20 protein-coding genes are annotated in these 20,597 nt (G+C 68.9%); 16 read left to right on the top strand and 4 right to left on the bottom strand.

The annotated features are described in order from the left end of the window. From ACLJK8_RS18470 to ACLJK8_RS18460, 3 genes are all read right to left on the bottom strand, one after another. Window positions 1–2,652 (bottom strand): AAA family ATPase (locus ACLJK8_RS18470; RefSeq protein WP_413151817.1); only part of this gene is annotated, 2,652 nt, incomplete at its 3' end. Between the two features lie 544 nt (window positions 2,653–3,196). Further along, a complete protein-coding gene (locus ACLJK8_RS18465; RefSeq protein WP_413151816.1) occupies window positions 3,197–4,747 on the bottom strand; it encodes an SLC13 family permease in 1,551 nt (516 codons plus the stop codon). 5 nt (window positions 4,748–4,752) lie between these two features. Further along, window positions 4,753–6,144, bottom strand: a complete 1,392-nt coding sequence (locus ACLJK8_RS18460; protein WP_413151815.1) for an adenylosuccinate lyase family protein — start codon at window positions 6,142–6,144, stop codon at window positions 4,753–4,755. A gap of 136 nt (window positions 6,145–6,280) precedes the next feature. On the opposite strand from ACLJK8_RS18460, the gene ACLJK8_RS18455 reads away from it, so the two are divergent. The 11 genes from ACLJK8_RS18455 (at window position 6,281) to ACLJK8_RS18405 (ending at window position 16,984) form a co-directional block, all read left to right on the top strand. Beyond that, window positions 6,281–7,018: a GntR family transcriptional regulator gene (locus ACLJK8_RS18455; protein ID WP_413151814.1), complete on the top strand. Its 738-nt coding sequence runs from the start codon at window positions 6,281–6,283 to the stop codon at window positions 7,016–7,018. A gap of 726 nt (window positions 7,019–7,744) precedes the next feature. Continuing rightward, window positions 7,745–8,269, top strand: coding sequence for a conjugal transfer protein TraD (locus tag ACLJK8_RS18450; protein WP_413151813.1), 525 nt, complete (start codon window positions 7,745–7,747; stop codon window positions 8,267–8,269). 32 nt (window positions 8,270–8,301) lie between these two features. Beyond that, window positions 8,302–10,422 (top strand): type IV secretory system conjugative DNA transfer family protein, encoded by a 2,121-nt coding sequence (locus ACLJK8_RS18445; RefSeq protein ID WP_413151812.1) that lies wholly within the window; start codon window positions 8,302–8,304, stop codon window positions 10,420–10,422. A 268-nt stretch (window positions 10,423–10,690) separates the two neighbouring features. Beyond that, complete coding sequence (locus tag ACLJK8_RS18440; protein WP_413151811.1) at window positions 10,691–11,599, top strand: AAA family ATPase; 909 nt, start codon at window positions 10,691–10,693, stop codon at window positions 11,597–11,599. After that, window positions 11,596–11,973 carry a hypothetical protein gene (locus ACLJK8_RS18435; protein WP_413151810.1) on the top strand — a complete coding sequence of 126 codons (378 nt, stop codon included), beginning with the start codon at window positions 11,596–11,598 and terminating at the stop codon, window positions 11,971–11,973. The genes ACLJK8_RS18440 and ACLJK8_RS18435 overlap by 4 nt, the downstream gene beginning before the upstream one ends. After that, entirely contained in the window at window positions 11,973–12,875 is a 903-nt protein-coding gene (locus ACLJK8_RS18430) for a hypothetical protein (RefSeq protein WP_413151809.1), read from the top strand. Before ACLJK8_RS18435 ends, ACLJK8_RS18430 begins: the two co-directional genes overlap by 1 nt. A 475-nt stretch (window positions 12,876–13,350) precedes the next feature. Next, entirely contained in the window at window positions 13,351–14,451 is a 1,101-nt protein-coding gene (locus ACLJK8_RS18425) for a hypothetical protein (RefSeq protein ID WP_413151808.1), read from the top strand. Window positions 14,452–14,730: 279 nt separating this feature from the next. Continuing rightward, on the top strand, window positions 14,731–15,387 hold the full coding sequence (locus tag ACLJK8_RS18420) for a ParA family protein (protein ID WP_413151807.1): 657 nt from the start codon (window positions 14,731–14,733) through the stop codon (window positions 15,385–15,387). Further along, window positions 15,384–15,626, top strand: coding sequence for a hypothetical protein (locus tag ACLJK8_RS18415; RefSeq protein ID WP_413151806.1), 243 nt, complete (start codon window positions 15,384–15,386; stop codon window positions 15,624–15,626). Before ACLJK8_RS18420 ends, ACLJK8_RS18415 begins: the two co-directional genes overlap by 4 nt. Before the next feature lie 669 nt (window positions 15,627–16,295). Next, window positions 16,296–16,589, top strand: coding sequence for an AbrB/MazE/SpoVT family DNA-binding domain-containing protein (locus ACLJK8_RS18410; protein ID WP_413151805.1), 294 nt, complete (start codon window positions 16,296–16,298; stop codon window positions 16,587–16,589). Next, a complete protein-coding gene (locus tag ACLJK8_RS18405; RefSeq protein WP_413151804.1) occupies window positions 16,586–16,984 on the top strand; it encodes a type II toxin-antitoxin system VapC family toxin in 399 nt (132 codons plus the stop codon). The genes ACLJK8_RS18410 and ACLJK8_RS18405 overlap by 4 nt, the downstream gene beginning before the upstream one ends. 187 nt (window positions 16,985–17,171) lie before the next feature. Here ACLJK8_RS18405 and ACLJK8_RS18400 read toward each other — a convergent pair whose 3' ends face one another. Next, window positions 17,172–17,735: a helix-turn-helix domain-containing protein gene (locus ACLJK8_RS18400; protein WP_413151803.1), complete on the bottom strand. Its 564-nt coding sequence runs from the start codon at window positions 17,733–17,735 to the stop codon at window positions 17,172–17,174. Window positions 17,736–17,781: 46 nt separating this feature from the next. Between ACLJK8_RS18400 and ACLJK8_RS18395 the strand changes: the two genes are divergently transcribed. The 5 genes from ACLJK8_RS18395 to ACLJK8_RS18375 all read left to right on the top strand — a co-directional run bounded on the left by ACLJK8_RS18395 (window position 17,782) and on the right by ACLJK8_RS18375 (window position 20,155). Further along, window positions 17,782–18,297: an N-acetyltransferase family protein gene (locus ACLJK8_RS18395; RefSeq protein WP_413151802.1), complete on the top strand. Its 516-nt coding sequence runs from the start codon at window positions 17,782–17,784 to the stop codon at window positions 18,295–18,297. Then, on the top strand, window positions 18,297–18,731 hold the full coding sequence (locus ACLJK8_RS18390; RefSeq protein ID WP_413151801.1) for a DMT family transporter: 435 nt from the start codon (window positions 18,297–18,299) through the stop codon (window positions 18,729–18,731). The genes ACLJK8_RS18395 and ACLJK8_RS18390 overlap by 1 nt, the downstream gene beginning before the upstream one ends. A 296-nt stretch (window positions 18,732–19,027) precedes the next feature. Next, on the top strand, window positions 19,028–19,312 hold the full coding sequence (locus ACLJK8_RS18385) for a CopG family ribbon-helix-helix protein (RefSeq protein WP_413151800.1): 285 nt from the start codon (window positions 19,028–19,030) through the stop codon (window positions 19,310–19,312). Continuing rightward, window positions 19,300–19,608: a type II toxin-antitoxin system RelE/ParE family toxin gene (locus tag ACLJK8_RS18380; RefSeq protein WP_413151799.1), complete on the top strand. Its 309-nt coding sequence runs from the start codon at window positions 19,300–19,302 to the stop codon at window positions 19,606–19,608. Before ACLJK8_RS18385 ends, ACLJK8_RS18380 begins: the two co-directional genes overlap by 13 nt. A 7-nt stretch (window positions 19,609–19,615) precedes the next feature. Next, window positions 19,616–20,155, top strand: coding sequence for an XRE family transcriptional regulator (locus tag ACLJK8_RS18375; protein WP_413151798.1), 540 nt, complete (start codon window positions 19,616–19,618; stop codon window positions 20,153–20,155). The last annotated feature ends 442 nt before the right edge of the window (window positions 20,156–20,597 follow it).

Raw genomic sequence — 20,597 nt, 5'->3', positions numbered from 1 at the left:
CCGGACCTCGCCGCTCGCCGCCACGGCGGCGGCGATCTCGCCCCGCCCGAGCGGCGGCGCGGGCTCCGCCGGCGCGATCAGCCAGCGCGGCGCCCGTGACGCGGGCCGCTCCGCCACCGGTGCCCGCTCAGGGGTGCGTGCCCCCTGCCCCGCGCTCTCCGGCGCGGCCGCGCGCTTTTCCTCGATGCGCGGCGCCACTGGCCGCCGCGCATCGGCTTCCGGGGCCGCGCTCCGCTTCCCCGCGGCTTGGCCCGCCGCCGGAGCGCGCGCGTCCGCCTCGGCGCCCCGCTCCCCGCGCGCCGGTGCTGGCCGCTTCGCCCCGGCGCTCCGCGCGGCCCGCTCCCGCAACTCCGCCGGCAGCTCGTCGCGCGTCGCCCAGGCGACCGAGGCCGCGCGGATCTCGCCCCGCGCCATCTGCCGCGCGAGCTGGGTCACGTCCGCCGCCGTCTCCTTCGCCGCGAAGATCGTCGCCGACTGGCGCTGCCGGGTCAGCGCCACGTAGGACGCCGCGCGCCGCCAGTGGCGCGAGTGCGAGAGATAGGTGTGGTCGAGCGTCTTGCCCTGGCCCTTGTAGATCGTGCCGGCGTAGCCGTGCCGGAAGCCCTCGAACTCGGAAGCCAGCCAGCTGACGCTCCGGCTTTCGCCCGCGCCGCTCGCGTCGAGCCGCGCGCTGATCCGGCCGGTCCGCGCGTCGATCGCGGTGATCACGCCGGCGTTGCCGTTGTAGATTCCGAGGCGCCGATCGGTGTCGGTGAACTGCACCCGGTCGCCGATCGCGAACGCCGCCGGCCCGTGCTTCGTCTCGAACGCCACGTCCTCGGTGCCGAGCTCGCCGCGCGCGCGCCGCACCGCGCGCAGCTCCCGGTTCAGCGCGTCGACCTCGGCGTTGGTATAGGCGAAGACGAAGCGCGTCGCGTCGCTGTCCCTGGCGGTGTCCGCCGTCCAGCGCGCCACCAAGCGCTCCCGCGCCGCCGCCTCGGTCTCCGACCAGTCGAGCGCGCCGTGCGCGTCGAAGGCCTTCACCGCCGCCGCGACACGGCCCTCGGCGAGGTCGCGCGCCGCGCGCCGCTGCCAGTCGATGCGCTGCCGCGTGACCTCGGTGATCTCGACCGAGCCGTGACGCTTGATCAGTTCCGCGAACAGCCCGCCGCGCTCGATCGCGGCGAGCTGGCGATCGTCGCCGGCGAGGATGAGCTTCGCCCCGCTCCGCCGCGCCTCCGTCAGCAGCTCGCCGGTGATGCGCGAGTCCAGCATCGCCGCCTCGTCGACCACTATGAGCGTGCGCGGGCTCCAGCGCACGCGCCCGTTGCGGAGCCCGAACAGCTCGGAATGCGCGGTCGCCGCGCGCGCGAACCCGTCCGCCCGCAGGTCCTGTGCCACGCCATTGGTGGGCCCAAGCCCCACCACGTCGTAGCCCGCGCGCGCATGCGCGTCGCGGATCGCCGCCAGCGTATAGCTCTTGCCGGTGCCCGCCCGGCCCTCGAGAATCTTCAGGCCGCCCGCGCCGCCCGCGTGCGCGAGCGCCGCGCGCTGATCCTCGCGCAGCGTCCGTCCCGCGCGCGCGCCCTCCAGCGCGACTTTCCCAAGCGCGCGATGGTGTCGCCCGGCCGCGCCGTCCGCCACGCGCCTGGCCTCGGCGAGCGCTGCGCGCTCCTGCTCGCGCACCGCGCGCGTCGTGTAGCGCCCGGTCGCAGCCCCGCTCGCCGGATCATGCAGCGCCAGCACCGCGCCGTGCCCGAGCACCTTGCCCTTCACCGCGAGATGCTCAGCCTCGTCATGGATGTGCTTCGCGAGATAGCGATCGAGCGCTGCTTCCGTGAAGGTGGCGTTGTTCCGCGTCAGCACGCCGAGCACCTGCTCCGGATCGCGCGCGGCTTGCGCGTTCGCCCGCGCGATCTCCTCGGCCCGCGCCACCGCCGGAGATCCCTCCGCGCGCATCCGGATCGGACCGACGTGGTTGCCCGGCACCGCCGCCGTCGCCTCGACGCGAAGCCCGAGTCCGTGCTCGGCGAAATACGCGTCCTGGTGCGCCGCCCAGAGCGCGCCCCAGCGCTCGCCCTCGGTCACCGCCGCGCGGCCCTTGAAGCTCCTCACCTCCGGATCGAGGTCGCGCGCCTTCTTCGACGCGAGCCGGTCGCCCTCGACGCGCCGCGTGGTGATCAGGAGATGCGCGTGGTGGTTCGCCCGCTCGTTCGCCGACGAGCCGTCCGGGCCAGCGACGACGTTGCCCGCCGCGCTTGCCTCGCCGCCGTCTGTCGCGTGCGGCGCGTGCACGTCGAGCTGCACGGCCAATCCCTTGGAGACGAAATGCGCCTCGGCGAAGCTCCGCGCGAGCTCGATCCGATCCTCGGGGCTGATCTCGGCGTCCGCCGGCAGCGCCAGCACGATCTCGCGCGCCACCTGCGCGTCGCGCCGCCGCTCCGCGCCCTCCGCCACGTTCCAGAGCGCCGCGGCGGTGCCGAGCGCGGAGACGTCCGCGCCCTCGGGCAAGAGCACCGCGTGATGCTCGGGCGCGGCGCGATGCGCGAAGGAATAGCGCTCGCCGGTGCGCGCGTCCGCGATCGCTTCCCGCGCGTTATAGGCCGCCGACCGCGTGGCCGAGCCGCCGGTCGAGCGCGAGAGATACCGGGCACGGGCGAAGGCGATGGCCATGGGCGCCACCTTTGCCAAGGCCGCGCCCCCTCCGCAAGCCGCGTTCGCCAGAACGCATATTGCGTCTCACCAACGCTACGCTCGCCAAGGCTCGCTACGGGTGAGAACCCGGCACGGCGGTGAAGCAGGTACCCGCGACGTCGCGGGCGAACATAGCCGATCCAACGGCGAGGAGCGTCGGCGCAAGTGCGAGGTTGCTCCGCGCGTGGAGGATGCGCCTGACCGGCCCTGCTTTCCGAACGGCGGGCAGTGTCTCAGTTTGAAATTGGCCGCTCACGGGCCGACGGCGTTCGTTCGCAGGAACGAGCACCAAGACACCAGCCTTCGGGAAGCTGCCATCCGTCCGGGCAACATTCTGCGATGGGCCTCGACAGGACCGGGCGGTGGCCGACGCCCGGCATCGTCAACGATGTGGGCCATGCCTCCGAGGCCTTTCACCGTCTTCGCGCGTAGTCGCTCCCCTTCGTCGGCTTCCCCACACAAGGAAAGGTGCGCGCCGGCTCCGGCGCGCACTCGATGATTACCTGCCGCAGTCCAGCGAGGGTCAGCTCAGGGGATTGATCGCCGCCACTGCCAGTACGCCGGCCGAGATCACGCCCACCGAGATGAGGTCGAAGACAAGCCCGGTGCGGAACATGCGGAAGATCGGCACCATGCCCGAGCCGTACACGATCGCATTGGGCGGCGTGGACACCGGCATCATGAAACCCATCGAGGCGCCGAACACGGCGGCGACCGCCGGCAGCGTCGGGTCGATCCCCGCGGCCACAGCGATCGGAATCACCACGGGCACGACCACACCGACGGCGGCGGTGTTGGACGTCGCCTCCGAGATAAAGATCGAGATCGCGACCGAGGCGACCACGACGGGCACCACACTGTGGAAGCCGAGGAGGTCGACGACGCCGGTTCCGATGATCTCCGCGAGCCCCGTGTTCGCCATGAGAGTGCCGAGGACCAGCCCGGCGCCGACGAGCAACACGGTGCCCCAGTCGATGTCCGCCGCCTCCCGCCAGTTGAGGGTGAAGCGGCGCTCGCTCCAGTCGACGGGCAGGAAGAAGAGGATCGCCGCCCCGATCAGCGCGGCGCTGCCGATGTCGAGCGACTTGAAGGCGGCGAGAACCGTGCCGGGCTCCGCGCTGCCCACGAAGCTGGGCGCCACCCACAGGACGACCGCCGTCACGAAGGCGATCAGGGTGTTGACCTCGCCGCGGCTGAGCGGTCCGAGCGTGCCGCGCTCCTGGCGGACGAAATCCGTCGCCCCCTTGAGTCGGCCCACCTCCGGCCGGTTCATGACCAGGAGCACCGCGCACATGGCGATGAACAGCGGGATGGAGAGGGGCGCCGTGCGGGCGGTCCACTCGAAGAAGCCCATCTCGATGCCGACCTGCTCCTTGAGGAAGCCGAGCCCGACGACGTTCGCGGTGCTGCCAATCGGCGTCAGCAGCCCGCCGATGCTGGCGCCGTAGGCGATCATCAGCATCGTCACGCAGGCGAAGCGGCTGCGGCTGACATGATGGCCGGTGACCGCGGTGATCTCGGGTCCGATCGCTGAGACGATGCCGAGGCCGAGAGGCAGCAGCATGGCCGCCGCCGCGGAGTTGGACACGAAGGCCGAGACCAGGGCGGCGACGGCGCCGAAGGCGACCGCCACCGTCGTGGTGGAGCGCGCCACGCCCGGGATGGACAGGACGGCGAGCGCGAACCGTCGGTCCAGCCCATGCACCATCATCGCCTGGGCAAGGATGAACCCGCCGATCACCAGGAACAGTGTCGAGGACGAGAACGCCCCGTAGACGAAGCCGGAGGCGCTCTCTCCGGCGTCGAGGACGGGAACCTGCAGGACCACCGCCAGCGCCAGCGCCAGGAACGAGCTGACCGGGATCGGCAACGCCTCGGTGATCCACATCACGAAGACGAAGATCATCAGCGCCAGCAGCGACTGCTGGTGCCAGTCCAGGTCCATCGGAACCACGAGGAGCGCGACGAGCAGGATCGGACCCAGAAGGATGCCGATGGTCTGGCGCATACGGTCGAACCGGTCGCCGCCGGCGGGATCGCCCGCGTGTTCGGTGTGGGTGACAACGTCGGTCATCGTCCTCACCTCCCGGCCAGGGCGGCGGCGCCAGCCGGCCGCGACGCGTCGACTTCGAGGGCGCCGACCACGCGATCGACCATCTCGCCGCAGAGGCCGAGATAATTGGCTGGGTTGCACTTCGCGCGCACCGCGTCGGCGCCGCCGATCGCCTCGACGACCTCCGGAATCCCGACAAGGATGTCGGCAAGCTTGCCGCCGCCCTCGATCGCCTGGCGGCAGGCGCCGTAGACCACGTCGTGGGCGTGCTGGCGCCCGAGCTTCGGCGCCGCGGCCATCATCACCGCCTCGGCGACGATGAGGCCACCGGTCAGGTCGAGGTTCGCCCGCATGCGATCCTCGTGGACGACGAGGCCGGCGAGCATGAACTTGGCGTTGGCGAGCGAGGAGGCGGTGAGCAGGAAGCTCTCCGGCAGCGAGATCCATTCAAGGTGCCACGGGCCTGTCGCGCGCTCAAAGTCGTGGATCATGCCGTCGAGCATCGCCGCGACGTGCTGGCGCACCGACTTCGCCGCGGCGAGCATCAGCTCGGACGAGATCGGGTTGCGCTTTTGCGGCATGGTCGAGGAGGCGCCACGACCCGGGACGAAGGGCTCGGAGACCTCGCCGAACTCGGAGGCCGCCATCATCATCACGTCGGTGGCGATCTTGCCGAGGGTGCCGGTGATGAGACCGAGCAGCGTCACCGCCTCGGCGATGCCGTCGCGGGCCACGTGCCATGTGATCGAAGGCTGGCCGAGCCCGAGCTCCTCGCAGTAGAGGCGCTGCATCTCGAGCCCGCCTGACCCGACCGAGGCGAGGGTTCCGGCGGCGCCCGAGAACTCGCCGACGAGGACGCGGGGGCGCGCCTGCCCGAGCCGCTCGATGTGGCGGTCGATCGACGAGAGCCAGACCGCCGCCTTGTAGCCGAAGGTGACCGGCAGCGCCTGCTGCAGATGGGTGCGTCCGGCCATCGGGGTGTCGCGATGGCGCACCGCGAGATCGGCGAGGATGCCGCGCAGCTCGGTCAGGTCGCGTGCGACGACGTCGAGCGCCGCGCGGATCTGCAGGACATTGGCCGTGTCCATGATGTCTTGGGTCGTCGCGCCCCAATGGACGTAGCCACCGGCATCTCCGGACGCCTTCGAGAGCTGATGCACGAGCGGCAGGATCGGATAGCCGACGATCTCGGTCTCGTGGCGGAGCAGGTTGTAGTCGATCTCGATCGACTGCGCCGCTGCGTCGATGGCGTGGGCCGCGTCCCGCGGAATGACGCCGAGGCGCGCCTGCGCGCGGGCGAGCGCGGCCTCGGCTTCGAGATAGCGGCCGACGAGACCCTCGTCGGAGAAGATCGCGCGCATCTCGGCGGTGCCGAACATGTCGCGGAACAGGGCGGAGTCGAAGACGGTGCTGGACACGGGGTTTCCTCTCATTTTGTTCGTACATTGTGATATGTCCGACTTTATTGATTCGATCAACCGTAATGTTCGAACAAAGCCCTTCCTCAGGCCGTGGCTTTCGGGTTAGAGTATGCCCGCGAAGCTGGGGAACCCGATGCAGCCGAGATATGCGAATGTCGCCAGAGAGTTGGCCGAGGCTATCGGTTCCGGCCGATACCCCGTCGGCAGCCTTCTGCCTCCGGAGGTGACCCTGGCGGAACAGCTTGGCGTCAGTCGCTCGACGGTGCGCGCCGCCATGAGGGAACTTCAGGCGACCGGGCTGATCTCGCGACGCAAGAGCGTGGGCACGCGGGTCGAGGCCGCCGGTCCGCCGGAGGACCAGCCCGGATTCTTCCAGGCGATCGGCAGCATCGCCGAAGTGCAGCAGTTCGGCGACGCGACGATCCGGCGGACGGTCGAGGTGACCGATGAGGTCGCGGACGACGTGCTCGCGACTCGCCTCGGGGTTCGGCCGGGCAGCCGCTGGCTCCGGGTTTCGAGCCTGCGGCTATGGCGTGACCGTCCGGACGACCCGCCGGTCTGCTGGACCGATGTCTATATCGCCGCCGACTTCGCCGAAGGCGTGCGAAGCCGGCTCGGAGCGACCACCGACCTTCTCAGCACGCTGATCGAGGAGACCTCCGGCCGGCGCATCCTCGAGATCCGCCAGCAGTTGCGTGCGCTGCCGGTGCCGACGGCGCTTGCCGATCCGCTGAAGGCGGACGTGGGCGCCGCCGCGCTGGAGGTCCGCCGCCAGTACCTCCTTGGCCCGGCGACGCTGGCGGAGGTCTCCATCAGCATCCATCCGGGCGACCGCTTCGCCTATTCGACTCGATTGACCCGGCGCGATTGATTTCCGACCGAGGATGGCAGCTCGGCGCGCGGGATTGCGCCGGGGCGGCGCGCCGAATGGCTGCTCCCGACTTTTGTGCCGATCCCGCTGCGAGGCGGCAGATGACAGATGACCGCAATCCGCCCCAGAGGATCGGGATCTTGGCCGCGCTGCGGAACGACCGCTTTTGGCGCATAGCGACGTTCTAACTGAGACACTACCGAACGGCGCGACGGGTTGTATGCTGCTGGTCAGCCATTGTTCGATGTCCTCAGCAGCCTCGGATGGTGGTCAGGCCTCCGGCTGGTGCTCCGGGCACCGCCGGGGCCGATTCTTCCAGTCCGCCGCTTGTCCGCCCCTAACGGCCCCTGTTCCCATTCCAGCGCGCGCAAACCCGGCCGATCCAACGGCGACGACGAGCGACGCCGAGCGATGGCGGCGAGCGCGGTCAGCCGCGCGGGCGGTCCGGGTCGTGGGCTGGCGACCGGGATCGCGCAGGGACTGCGCACCCGGAGAGGGACATGTCCGGGCAGCCGTTCCCGCGCGGGGACGCGCCAGGGACGTGTGGCGAGAGCAGCGCGCGGCTGAATGGGCGCGGCGCGCGGCGCGGAGAAAGGAGCGGAGGTGTTCCTCTCCCCCGCGCGTATTCGGCGGGGATGAGGGATTTGGCGCTTGAATCTCGCGCGTGGCGCTTGCTAGCAGTCGCCCCCCGAGTAGCCTGGTTGTTATCGAGAAGGACCGACCATCATGACACGCACCAGCTTGGCCGAGCGCCAGGCGCGGCTCGAGCAGCAGCGCGCCCGCCTTCAGCTCGAGGAGAACCGCGTGCGCGAGGCCGAGCGCAAGGCCAGGACCCGGCGGCTGATCGAGGCCGGCGGCCTCGTCGACAAGGCCGGGCTTCTCGAGCTCGACGCCAACGCGCTCTACGGCGCGCTGCTCGGTCTCACCGCGAAGCTCGGCGACGCCGCCGAGATCGCGCGTTGGCAGGCCGAGGGCGGCCGCGCCTTCGAGCGCGAGGCGAAGGCCCGCGAGGTCGTGAAGGAGCCGCTCATCCTCGCGCTCGACGGCGCGCAGGCCGCGACCGTGACCGCGCGGCTGCGCGCGCTCGGCTTCCGCTGGTCCAAGGTGATGCGCCACTGGGAGGGACTGGCGAGCTACGACGACGCCAGGCGCGCCGCCGACGAACTCGGCGGCACGCTGCGCCGGGTTCAGACCGACGCGGCGCCCGCGCCCGGCGACCAGGGCCGCGCCGCGACCCAGGCCGCCGAGTAGCTCGACGAGGCCTTCCAGACAGGGACTTCCCGATGATCGCGCGCGCACTGACCGGCCTCGCGAGGGCCGGGCTGAGGCTGCTTGTCCAGCTCTGGCCGCTCTGGCTCTTCTGGGGGGCGCTGCGGCTCAGCCTCTGGCTCTGGCGCGACGGCGTGCTCCTGAGCGCCGGCATGGACCGGAGCTCGGCCGAATACGCCTTCGCCTACGCCGTCTGGCCGAGCGCCGGGCTCATTGGCCCGATCCTCGTCATGCTGATCGCCCTCGCGCTGCATCGCGCGGGGACCGCCACGCGCACGACCGCGCTCGCGAGCCTCAGCGGCGTCGCCTTCGCGCTCGTGCTGACGCTCAAGCCCGCCTGGGACGATCTCGCGGCGCGCGCCGGCACCGCGCCGCCGCTCGAGCTCCTCGGCGGGGTCCCGATGCCCTACCTCGCCGCCCTCGTCACCGGCCTCGTCGGCCTCGGGATCGGCATCCGCCTGCTGAGCGGCGAGCCGCTCGGTGGGGAGGGAGGCCCCGGCGGCGCGCACGGCCCGCTCCGGCGCGCGCGCTCCGACAATCACGGCCACGCCGACTGGCTCTCGATGAAGGACGCGCGCCGCCTCTTCCCCGGACCCGACCCGCGCCATGGCGGCATCGTCGTCGGCGAGGCCTACCGCGTCGACCTCGACCGCCACGGGTCATCGTGGCACGGGTCATCGCGCCGCCCCTTTGATCCCGCCGATCCCGCCACCTGGGGCGCGGGCGGCACGGCGCCGCTCCTGATCGATCCCTGCCGGTCGGGCTCGACCCACGCGCTGGTGCTCGCGGGATCCGGCGGCTTCAAGACCACCTCGGTCGGCATCCCGACCATGCTCGCCTGGACCGGCTCCGCGGTCGTGCTCGATCCCGCCCGCGAGATCGGACCCATGGTCGGCGCATACCGCGCCGCCAGCCTCGGCCACCGCGTGGTGACGCTCGATCCCGCCGCCGGGGCCGGGTCATCGGCCAGGACGGGCGCATCCGTCGATCCCAGCGCCAATGACCGCGCCGATGACCCGGCGGGGGGGTTCAATGCGCTGGACTGGATCGATGTCGCGGGGCCGCTCGCCGAGACCAACGTCGAGGCGGTCGCGACCTGGCTCGCCGGCGAGCCCGCGCGCGGCGCGGGCGGTAGCGGTGGCGGCGAATTCTTCCGCGACATGGGGCGCGGGCTGATCGCCTGCCTGCTCGCGGACCTGATGTGGGATCCGGCCTTGCCCCGGCGCGAGAAGACGCTGCGCCGCCTGCGCCAGGCGCTGGTGATCCCCGAGGCGGAGATGCGGACCCGGCTCGGCGAGATCCATGGCGCCTCCGCCTCGCCGATGGCGCGCGATCTCGCGGGCACGCTGATGGGCCTCGTCGACGAGACCTTCTCCGGCGTCTACGCCAATGCGAACCAGGCGACGCGCTGGCTCTCGATCCGGGCCTACGCCGATCTCGTCTCGGGCGAGAGCTTCGAGACCCGCGAGCTCTGCGAAGGCCGGCTCACCGTCTTCGTCCAGCTGCCCTTGAAGACGCTGCAGGCCACGCCCGGGCTTGGCCGGGTGATCGTCGGCGCGCTCCTCAATGCCGCCTACGAGGCCGATGGCGCGACCGAGGGCCGCGTGCTCTTCCTGCTCGACGAGGTCGCCCGCCTCGGGCCGATGGCGGCGCTCGAGGCCGCGCGCGACGCCGGGCGCAAGTACGGCATGACGCTGCTGCTGCTCTACCAGTCCGCCGGCCAGCTCACCGAGCAGTGGGGCCGCGAGGGCGCGCGCGCCTGGATCGATTCCACCGCCTGGCGCCTCTACGCCGCCGTGCAGGATCCCGAGACCGCGCGCGCGCTCTCCCAGGCCTGCGGCGAGCACGGCGTCATGGCGCTGAGCGAGGGCGACACGCGCGGCACCTCGGGCCGCTGGGGCGGTACGAGCTCGGCGAGCTCGGGGAAGAGCGCCAACCGCTCCGAGATCCGCCGCGCGCTCATCAAGCCCGACGAGCTCATCCAGGACACCCGCGCCGACGAGGCCTTCGTCATCGCGCGCGGCCACAAGCCGCTCCGCTGCGGCCGCGCGATCTACTTCCGCCGCCCCGAGATGCGCGCGCTGGTCGCCCCCTCGCGCTTCGAGGCCGCGTCCGGGCCGAGGGCCGCTGAATGAGCGGCCTCGTCTCCCGCCTCGGGCTGCTCGGGACCGGAGCGGCTCTCCTCGCCGCGCTGGCGCTCTTCCACGCCTACGCCGGCCCGATCCTGATCGGCTGCCTGCTCCTGGTTTCCTGGCGCCTCTGGCGCGCNTCGCCGCGCTGGCGCTCTTCCACGCCTACGCCGGCCCGATCCTGATCGGCTGCCTGCTCCTGGTTTCCTGGCGCCTCTGGCGCGCCGTGGAGGGCTCGGGAGGCGGCCTGATAACCCAGAGGAGCTCCGGAACGGTGTCGCGCGACGCGTCGCGCCAAGGCGCCGCCGCCGCGCCGCGCCCGCTCGAGGCGGTGCTGGTCGAGCTCGACGGCCTCGTCGGGCTCGACGCGGTCAAGGCCGAGGTCGCCCGGCTGATCGACGCGCTCGCCGCCGAGGCCGAGCGGCGCCGCCATGGGCTCTTGGCGCCCGGCGAGGGCCCGAGCCTGCATTGCGTCTTCACGGGCGATCCCGGCACCGGCAAGACCACGGTCGCCCGGCTGATGGGCGAGATCCTCGCCGGGCTCGGCTATCTGCGCTCGGGCCACCTGGTCGAGGTCGATCGCTCCGGCCTCGTCGGACAGCACATCGGCCAGACCGCGCCACGCGTGCGCGAGGCGGTCGCCGCCGCGCGCGACGGCGTGCTCTTCATCGACGAGGCCTACGCGCTCGCGCCCGAGGACGCCGCCCGCGACTTCGGCCCCGAGGCGATCGATACCCTCCTGAAGCTCATGGAGGACGAGCGCGACCGGCTCTGCGTCATCGTCGCGGGCTATCCCGGCCCGATGCGCCGCTTCCTCGCGGCGAACCCCGGCCTGCGCTCGCGCTTCACCCGGACCATCGCCTTCGCGAACTACGACGCCTGCGAACTCGTCACGATCTGCCGCGCCCGGATCGCGCGCGCGGGCTTCCATCTCGCCTCCGAAGCGGAGGAAGCCCTGGAGGTGGCCTGCGCCGCGCTGGCGGCCGCCCCCGAGCCCGGCAACGGCCGCGCCGCGCGCACCCTCGTCGAGCGCGCCCGCGAGGCCCAGGGCAGCCGCGTGATGCGCCTGCCCGCGCGCACCCGCGACGATCTCGTCACGCTCATGGCCCAGGACATCGACGCCGCCGCCCGCGAGACGCTCGGCGCGGACGCGGCGGCGGCACCAGCGGGGACGATGCCATGAACAACCTCCCCACCCTGCCCCGGCGGCTCCTCGCCGCGCTGCCCCGCGCCTGGGCGGCGGACCGCGTGTTCCGCCTCGCCGTGATCGGCGCCGGTCTCGCGCTTGTCGTCCTGCTGCTCCGCCTCGGCGCGGGCGAAAGCACGAACGGGGATGGCGCGCCCTCGGCCGCCAGGATCCCGCTCCCGCCGCCCGGCACGCGCTACGAGGCCCCCGTCTCCGACGAGTTGGCTTCCCCGGTACCGGGCACGCCGCTCGCGCCCGGGCGCGGCCTCGAGGGCGTCACCATCGTCCGGAACCCCGACGCCGCCACCGATCCCTTCGGCACCCTCCGCGCCGGAGAGCCGCCGCGCGCCCCGTCCAGGAAGGATCCATGATGCCCATCCGCCCTCTCGTCCCGCGCCGCGCCCCCGGCGCGACAACCGCCGCCCTCGCGGCGCTCGCGCTGTCCCTCGCCGGCCCCGCCCTGGCCGAGGACGCTGGGGCGACCGCCGTGGAGGCCCCTGCGATGGCGTCGCCTCTCGCGACGCCCGACTCCGACCCGGTCGTTCCGCGCCCCGGACAGCTCGACCGGATCGAAGCCAAGCTCGACGCAATCCTGCGCCGCCTCGGCTCCGAAGAGATAGCGCCGGAGACTGGGGCGGTCCCGTCGGAGGAAGGCGACGGAGGAGGCGCGGTGGCCGCTGCGTCGCCCGCCTCGGACGCGGAACCGGCGGGCACTTCGTTTACCCCCACGCCGGAGAGCTACCTGCCCGGCGCCGTGGCGCTGGCGCGCGCCGCGCCGACCGAGGCCCGCCGGCTCGGCGAGGTGCCGCCCGACAGCGTCGGCGGCTTCGTCTACGCCGGCGGGCCGATCGGCCTCGGCGATCTCTCCGATCGCGGTGTGCGCTACACTGGCCTCGCCGGCGTCGAGCTCCAGGGCTGGCTCCGCTCGACCGGCTCCGGCCGCGCCCAGCTGGCAGCCGACCTGCGCGTGAGCTTCGGCAAGGGCGCGCTCGCCGAGGTCCCCTGCCTCTTCGAAGCTTGGCTCGAGGATCAGGCGATCGGCGCGGCCAGCCAGGCCGTGCGTCCCTGGGACAACCGCCAGGGCCCCGCCGCGCTCTCGCTCGTGCTCGGCGCCGAGCTCCAGCCCGGGCTCTACAAGTTCCGCGCCTGGATCGCCTGCGCCGCCGGCTCCTCCGCCCCGCCACGCGTCGAGGCCGAGCTCCTCCTCAAGGCCCCCGGCGCGCTCAACCTCGGGCCCGTCACCGGGGAGGATCTCGTGCACAAGCCAGGGTGAGGAGGGGATCGGGTGGATGGCTCGAGAGCTGCCCTGACGAATTAGAAGGGTTAAGTATAAGGTTAAAAGGATAGGAATCCGAAAATGCCATAAATTCGTTTTATTTCAATTTGTTATCGAGTCATCCGTGCACCCTCCGTCTACAACCTCCCGGGCGTTTGCACCCTCCATCTCTAACTTTTTATGGAGTGTCAGGGGTCCGCGAACCCGGTTTGCACCCTCCGTCTCTAACCTTTTTTGCCTGTTTGCACCCTCCATCTCCAACCCTTTGGGACCGAAAATGGCCTTGAGTACCCACAAACCTGCACCCTCCATCTCTAACCTTCACCCTCCGTCTCTAACCTTCTGCACCCTCCATCTCTAACCTTCTGCACCCTCCGTCTCTAACCTTGCCCCCTGCCCGGGCCCCAAAATGTGGATAACTTTGACTTTCTCTGGACAAAATCTAGGGGAGGTCGATACTCGGATACGATGAATGACAATGAATCAGAACCGTGAGCAGTCAGGGAAAAATAAGAGGATGAAGGACCTTCCGGCCCCTACCCCATCGGCCCAGTTTGATATGTTCACGGCATTTTATGGCGATCCGAAGAAGCACTCAAATACCATAGAGCTTTGGGACGCGATCCCGAAATACTCATGCTCCGCGCGCAAGCAGATCGCGCTCCGCGACAAGGACGGTCGGCTGCCGATATGGGAGCGGGAGTTCATCTACAAACCGTACAATTCCGATGAGCAGATCCCAGCGACGATGCAGATTAAGCCGGCCTTGATCAAGGTGGATGGCACGGAGCGAAGCTTTCTGCCTTCTGTGAATGAGGAGTTGATCGAGGAGGTCTTGCGGAAGCTCTTCGCCGATCAGAAGCATGGCCGGCATTATGCGGATCAAGAGCAGAGCTTTGTCGAGTTCTCGCTGGCGATGATCGCCCGGGAGCTGCGTATGCGCGGGCATTCGCGCTCACTTGAGCAGATCAAGCTGTCGCTGATGATCATGAACGAGTGCCGTCTTTTGTTGTTCTTCCATGGGAACAACAAAAAGGCCGCGTATCGGGGTGCCATCATCCCCGAGGCGATTGAGGTGAGTCGCGCAGAATATTTGGCCGATCCAAAATCGCGCTGGCGAGTTACCCTCCCGTTCGTCTACTCTAGGGCGATCAACAATCTGCAGTTTCGTCAATTTAACTATGAAATTCTGATGTCGATGTCCTCGCAGCTGGCCCGCTGGCTGCACAAGTTGCTGGCGCGGCGTTATACGAACGCGAGCCTCACCCAGCCCTATTCGATCCGATATTCGACGATCAAACGGGACAGTGCCCTGCTCGTGCATAGCAGGGAGGACCGCAATCGGGAGACAGTCCGAGACGCGCTCGAGGAGCTGCGGGCTCAAGATGTCCTGCTGTTCTATAAGGTCAGCAAGAGTGCTGCGGACGGTCGCGACCCGCTTTATGAGCTGACCCCAACGGGGGTGTTCGTGGCGGAGGTCAAGGCCGCGAACAAGCGGCAGCTCGACTATGAGAGCAGGCTTCTTGAGGGGAACCGCCCTGCCCCGTTTGCAGCTGGATCACTCCCCGAATAGATAGGCGAGTGCCTGCCATGGTTTCACGGTGACATGGTGCCATGGTATCATGGAGCCATGTCACCGCTGCGTCTCAAACTCCTGGGGGATGGCCCGAAAATCATGTTGCCTCACGCGGCCGCCAGGAAGAACATTTATCCGCGCGTTTGCCTGAGCATCCATGGTGCCATGTCGTCATGATAACATGGTGCCATCGTAAGATGTAACCATGATATCAGGGCGTTGATGGATCATGATTTCATGGTACCATCGTAAAAGCAAAATCGAGCAGGAACAAACATGAGCTACATCATCGGAATGGTCTCGCAAAAAGGCGGGGCAGGAAAATCGACTCTGGCGCGGCTCTTCGCCCGCGAACTTGCGAAGGACGGGTTCGCGGTCAAGATCGCGGATTTGGACACGCAACAGACCACATGCACGGAATGGGCTGCGGACCGGGCGGAAGCGAAGCTTGAGCCAGAGATCCAAGTTCAGCCGTTCGGAAACATCAAGACGGCGCTTGCCGAGGCGGGACGCTTCGACGCCTATATCCTCGATGGCCGCCCGCACTCCTCACAGCAGACGCTGGAAATCGCGAAGGCGGCGCATCTAATCGTCATTCCGACCGGACAGACCAAGGATGATCTGCGCCCGGCGGTGAAGCTCGCGCACAGTCTCGCCGATTCCGGCATTGATGCCGGCCGCATTGCCTTCGCGCTGGTGAAGACGACGAACAGCGACGCCGAACTGAGCGCTGCGCGGGCCTATCTCGAGCAGACGGACTACACGACGCTAGACGGCTTCCTGCCGGTCTCAACCGCCTACGGAATCGCGCACGACGCGGGCAAGACAGCGACCGAGACGACGCACCGGACCCTGAACGAGAAGGCCGAGCGTCTGGCGCAGTCGATCATTAACCGTTTGGCGGCGGTGACGCAGGCGAAGGAGGTTGCATGATGGCGAATACGTCGCTTCTGAAGAAGGGGGCGCCTCCGCCCCGTGAGAAGGCTCCGAATATCATCCAGGCCGATCCGCGCCCGTCGGAGGCGAGGAACAAGCCGCTGCAGGTGCAGGTTCCGCCGGAGGTATTCGAAGCTTTCAGCGCGAGGGCAGGGGAGGAGTTTGGCTTCTCGAAGGGCGCCAAGTCCCAGCTCTTCCTGACGATGTGGGAGGTCTATCGTACCATGAAACCATGAGGCCATGGTTTCATGGTACGATAAATGAAGCCTATTAAGAAAAGAATGCTCCTGAGGCGCTTGTCCGGAAGATACGTCGTTACTGAAGGACGGAGCGCGGGTTGGGGTTGTCGGGTCGCGGAAGACCATCCTGGATGGCGAGAAGCGTCGGTCCGGGCACTCGTGGAGCAGGGGATACCGACTTGGTTGCCCATGAGACCGGGATTCAAGAGGGCGGACGGCTAATCGCTGTCCTCGGGACCCTCGAGCTCAGAGGTCTGTCCGGCGAACAACCGCGGCCTCACTGGACTCATGAAGCGCGATCTCTTGGCGATCTCCCATTTCGAGGAAGGCTGTCCGAGCCGGAACTGGGCCACCCCCATGGTAACATGTAATCATGGGGACGGCCTTGTTCCAGAGCTGAGCTTGGTCACAAGCCGTGTTGGCGAACGAGAGGCGGGCAGGCGGGCCGATCCGTAGCGCGAAGGCAAGAGGTAACCCGAGAGTGTCGGGCGTATCTCCATGGCAACATGTTAACATGGGACCATGATAACATGCCGTTTTGGCTTTCAGGTAGCGTCCACGAGGACCAACGGCACGATCCCGGTTCGGGACCCCACGAGGGGATGTCTAGACCAACCCAATATGACCCGATATGCTTTCTGTGACCCATTTTTTCTGGAGGTGCCCATGAAACAGTTTGATGTCCCTATTCAAGAAAATGGACGCATGATCCTGCCCGCCGAACTCCGCCGCGCCCTGGGAGTAGGGAAGGGCGATCGCATCCTCATTCAGGCCGAGGGGGACCGGATCGAAATCACCACCACCCAGCGCGCGCGCCACCGAGCACAGGAACGCTTCCGCGCCCTCGTGCCGGAAGGAGAGCCGGTGGTCGATACTTTCCTCGCTGAAAAGCGGGCCGAGGTCGCACGCGAAGATGAGGAGCCGCGACTGAGGCAAGATCCGAAGGCGCGCGTGAGATGACCGGCGTGGCCGCGGTCGTCGATACCTCCGCGCTGCTGGCCTATCTCAATCACGAAACGGGATGGGACATCGTCGAGAGCTGGCTCGACCGAGGGGTCGCAGTCTCCGCGCTGAACGCTCAGGAACTTACGAAGAAGATCGTCGAGAGAGGCGGCACCCGGGAGGACGCGACCCGGATCATCGCGGATCTCGCTCTCGATGTCCGCGACCTGACATTGGCGCTCGCGATCGAGGCGGGTACTCTGGTCACCATCACACGCCCCAAGGGGTTGAGCGAAGGTGACCGGGCCTGTCTCGCGTTGGCGAGGCTCCTGGGCGTGTCCGCAGTGACGGCGGACCGTCCCTGGGCCGATATCGCCGACCCCCTTGGGGTACGTGTGGAGTTAGTCCGATAAGCCGGCCCGCGCGAGATTCTGCGCTCGCTCGGGCCCGCGCTGCCCATGCTCGCCTTCATCGTCACCCTGCTTTGGGCTGGCATCGCGACGATCGCCGGAGGGCTTCTCAAGCCGCTATGCTCGACACCCCGATACCCGGGGCAATGTCACGCGGCGCGGTGGCCGCGCGAGGAGCCATCGCGCGTCATCATCCGTGCTTTCGAATGACGATCACCGCATAGACGCAAACCGCGTCGCTCTCGTTGCGAAAGGCGCAGTCGCTCGGAGCGCCGAGTTCGAGGCAGTCGCCCGCGTCGAGCTCGTGACGAAGCTCACCCTCGAGGAACACCAGCCGCCCGGCCAGCACCCAGATCAGCTGGCGCTGGAACGTGTAGGCCGAGGCAGGCATCGGAATCGCGGCGCCGGGCGGCAGCTCGATACGCACCAGATCGGCGGGGAGATCAGTCCTCGGCGAGACATGGCGGCGGATATAGCCGCTCTCGGGGTCGGTCCAGACCGGCTGGTCCCTCGCCCGCGCGAGCCGCCCCGGGTTCATCTCGGCCCGCGCCAGCAGGGTCGACATGCTGAGCCCGAAGGCGCCCGAGAGCTTCGCCAGCAGCGACGCGGTCGGGCTGCTGTCGCCGCGCTCGACCTTGTGGATCATGCCGCGCGACACGCCCGAGCGCGCCGCGAGATCGGAGAGCGACCAGCCCCGGGACTCGCGCTCCGCCCGGATCCGCGCGCCGAGCCGTTGATCGATCTCGTTCTCCATAGTAGACATGCGTATCACTATATTGGAATCGGAGCGGATCATACAAGTGCGCGACGCGGAACCCGGCGACATCGGGGGCATCCTCGCGATCTACAACGACGCCGTGCTTCATACCACGGCGATCTGGAACGAGACGCTGGTGGACGCGGCCAACCGCGCCGCCTGGCTCGCCGACCGACGCAAGGCGGGCTATCCGGTGCTGGTCGCGGTCGACGAGGCGGGCGCCGTGCTCGGCTACGCGGCCTTCGGCGACTGGCGCGCCTGGGACGGCTATCGCCATACCGTCGAGCATTCGGTCTATGTCCGCGCCGGGGCGCGCCGCGGCGGCGTTGGCCGGGCGCTGATGGCGGCGCTGATCGAGCGGGCGCGCGGCCTCGGCAAGCATGTGATGGTCGCGGGGATCGAGGCGGGGAATCTCCCGTCGATCCGGCTGCACGAGTCACTCGGCTTCGAACAGGCGGGGCTGCTGCGCGAGGTGGGAACCAAGTTCGGCAAGTGGCTCGACCTCGCCTTCCTGCGGCTCGCGCTCGACGCGCGCGCGGATCCGGACGGAACGGCGTGATGCCGACGCCGCTCCTCGGCCTGCTCGCGCTGGCCGGCGCGGCGCTGGTCGCCCAGAACCTGCTGATGGCGCGGATGGCCGCGACCGGGGGCTCGACGGTGGCGCCGCTGGTCCTGAACTCCGCCGTCGGCCTCGTGGCGCTCCTGGTCGCGCTCCTCCTCCAGAACGGCCCGTCCGGCCTCGCCGCCGCGGTCGGCGGTTTCCGCGCGTGGAGCCTGCTGCCGGGGCTGCTCGGCTCTTTCTTCGTCTTCGCCAGTGTCACGGGCTTTCGCGAGCTCGGGCCGGTTTCGACCGTCACGGTTCTCGTCGCCAGCCAGCTCCTGTGCGGACTGGCGATCGAGATCGCCCGAACCGGTCTGGCGGCGAATGTCACCGCCATCGTCGGCGCGGGGCTCCTGGTCGCGGGCAGCGCGCTGGTGCTCGCCCGAGGGTGAGGGAGCGCGGCAAGGCGGCCGGTGCTCCGGCGCGCGGCGGAGCGGGGAGGCGCCGCGCGGGTATTGGCCTCCACACGCAGATGCCGGGCCGGACCCAATGGAAAGCCTTGGCCTTCCGCGTGCAGAAGTCGGGTCTGGGGATTAGGATACGGCACGGCGAGCGAGCGGCGTGCGCCGAGGGATTTTGGCGATCTGGTGAGCCACGGAATGCCATCTCACGAGCGCGGGCGCTGGAAAGCTGACAGGGTCCGCGCTTCCTGCTAAAGGTATCACCTTATGATACCTAGGAGCGTATTATGCCCGCCGCCCGTCCCGTCGCAGTGAAGCTCGATCCGGAGGTACATGCCCGGATCCAGGAGCTGGCAAAAAGCCAGCATCGGTCGACGCATTACCTGATGCGCGAGGCCATCTCCCAATATGTGGAGCGCGAGGAAAAGCGGGAAGCCTTCCGGCGGGAGGCGCTGACCGCCTGGGCGGCGTATCAGACGACCGGCCAGCATGTGACGCACGCGGACGCCGATGCGTGGATGGCGGAGCTCGAGGCGGGGCGGGACCCGGAGCCGCCTGAATGCCACGACTGATCTGGACATCGGAGGCCCTGCGGGGCGTCCAGCGCTGCCATCGCTTTCTCGCGGAGAGCAGCCCCGCCGCGGCGTCCCGCGCCGTGCGAGCGATCCGCGAGGGCATGCGGATCGTGGAGGCGCACCCCGGCGCGGGGCGCCCGGCCGAGAAGATGCCCCCGGAATTCCGGGAATGGCTGATCCCGTTCGGAGACAGTGGTTATGTCGTTCTCTACCGGGTGGACGGTGAGCTGGCCTTGGTGCTCGCCGTCAGACATCAGCGCGAAGCGGGTTATTCCGGGTCTGGGTCGCCGTAGAATGCAAATGCCGGATATGGCCAAGCCGCCGACCGGTTTCGGCTCCGGGGTGATGGAGCTGGCGCTGCAGCACCGGGGCGACGCTTACCGGGTCGTGTTCGCGCTGCGCTGGGTGCTGCACGCCTTCCAAAAGAAGTCCAAGACGGGGATCAAGACGCCGAGGGGCCGAAATCGACCTGATCCACGAGCGGCTGAGGCGGCTGAGAGAAAGGCTACGATGAGCGAGGACGATTTCGAGGTGATCCGGGGCAGCGGCAATGTGTTCCGCGACCTTGGCCATGCCGACGCCGCCCGCGAGCAACTGCGCGCTCTGCTGGCCGCGCGCATCGTCGGCGTGCTCGACGAGCGCGGGCTGACGGTGCGGCGGGCCCAGGAGGAAACCGGCATCGCCGCCGCCGATTTCTCCCGCATTCGCAGGGCGAAACTTGGCCGCTTCACCATCGACCGCCTGATGGCCATTCTGTCCGGCCTCGGGCAGGAGGTCGAAGTGACGGTCAATGTGCATCCGCGCAAAACAACGCGTGCCGCAGCGGAGCCGCGACCTTAAACATAGCGATTGAAAAGGGCAGGGGACCGGAAGCGCCGAACCCACAGGGTCAAGTCTCATAATGCCCGATAAGGCAAACTTACCGGGCATTATTGAGCAGGGCAGGGAGCGGCGGTTGACGTGTTCGTCCAGGAAATTTAGCGCCGCCCGACCCGATGCGGGACAACGACTTCGCCTGGATATGGCAAGAACCCGGCATCACCGACCGCGATCCGGACCGCGGAGTTCTCGAAACGTTCACGTGAACCGGACAATTGGAGCACTTTCGTGTCGCACCCCCCGGCGGCACAGGTAGAACCGAAAATCAAGACTCGATCTTCAAGTGAATCCTCCGCCCCAGGGTTTCTTGAGACATCCCAGACGGCTTAATTTGGGCCGACGGAGGTGTTGAGATGGGTGAGAATGAGCACGGAGGAGCTTCGAGCGCGGAGACCTCGGATAT

It is taken from the genome of Amaricoccus sp. W119, from assembly GCF_047275745.1.
GTDB lineage: Bacteria > Pseudomonadota > Alphaproteobacteria > Rhodobacterales > Rhodobacteraceae > Amaricoccus.
The sequence above is the reverse complement of the archived record's forward strand: the minus strand, read 5'-3'. Positions and strand labels throughout refer to the sequence as shown.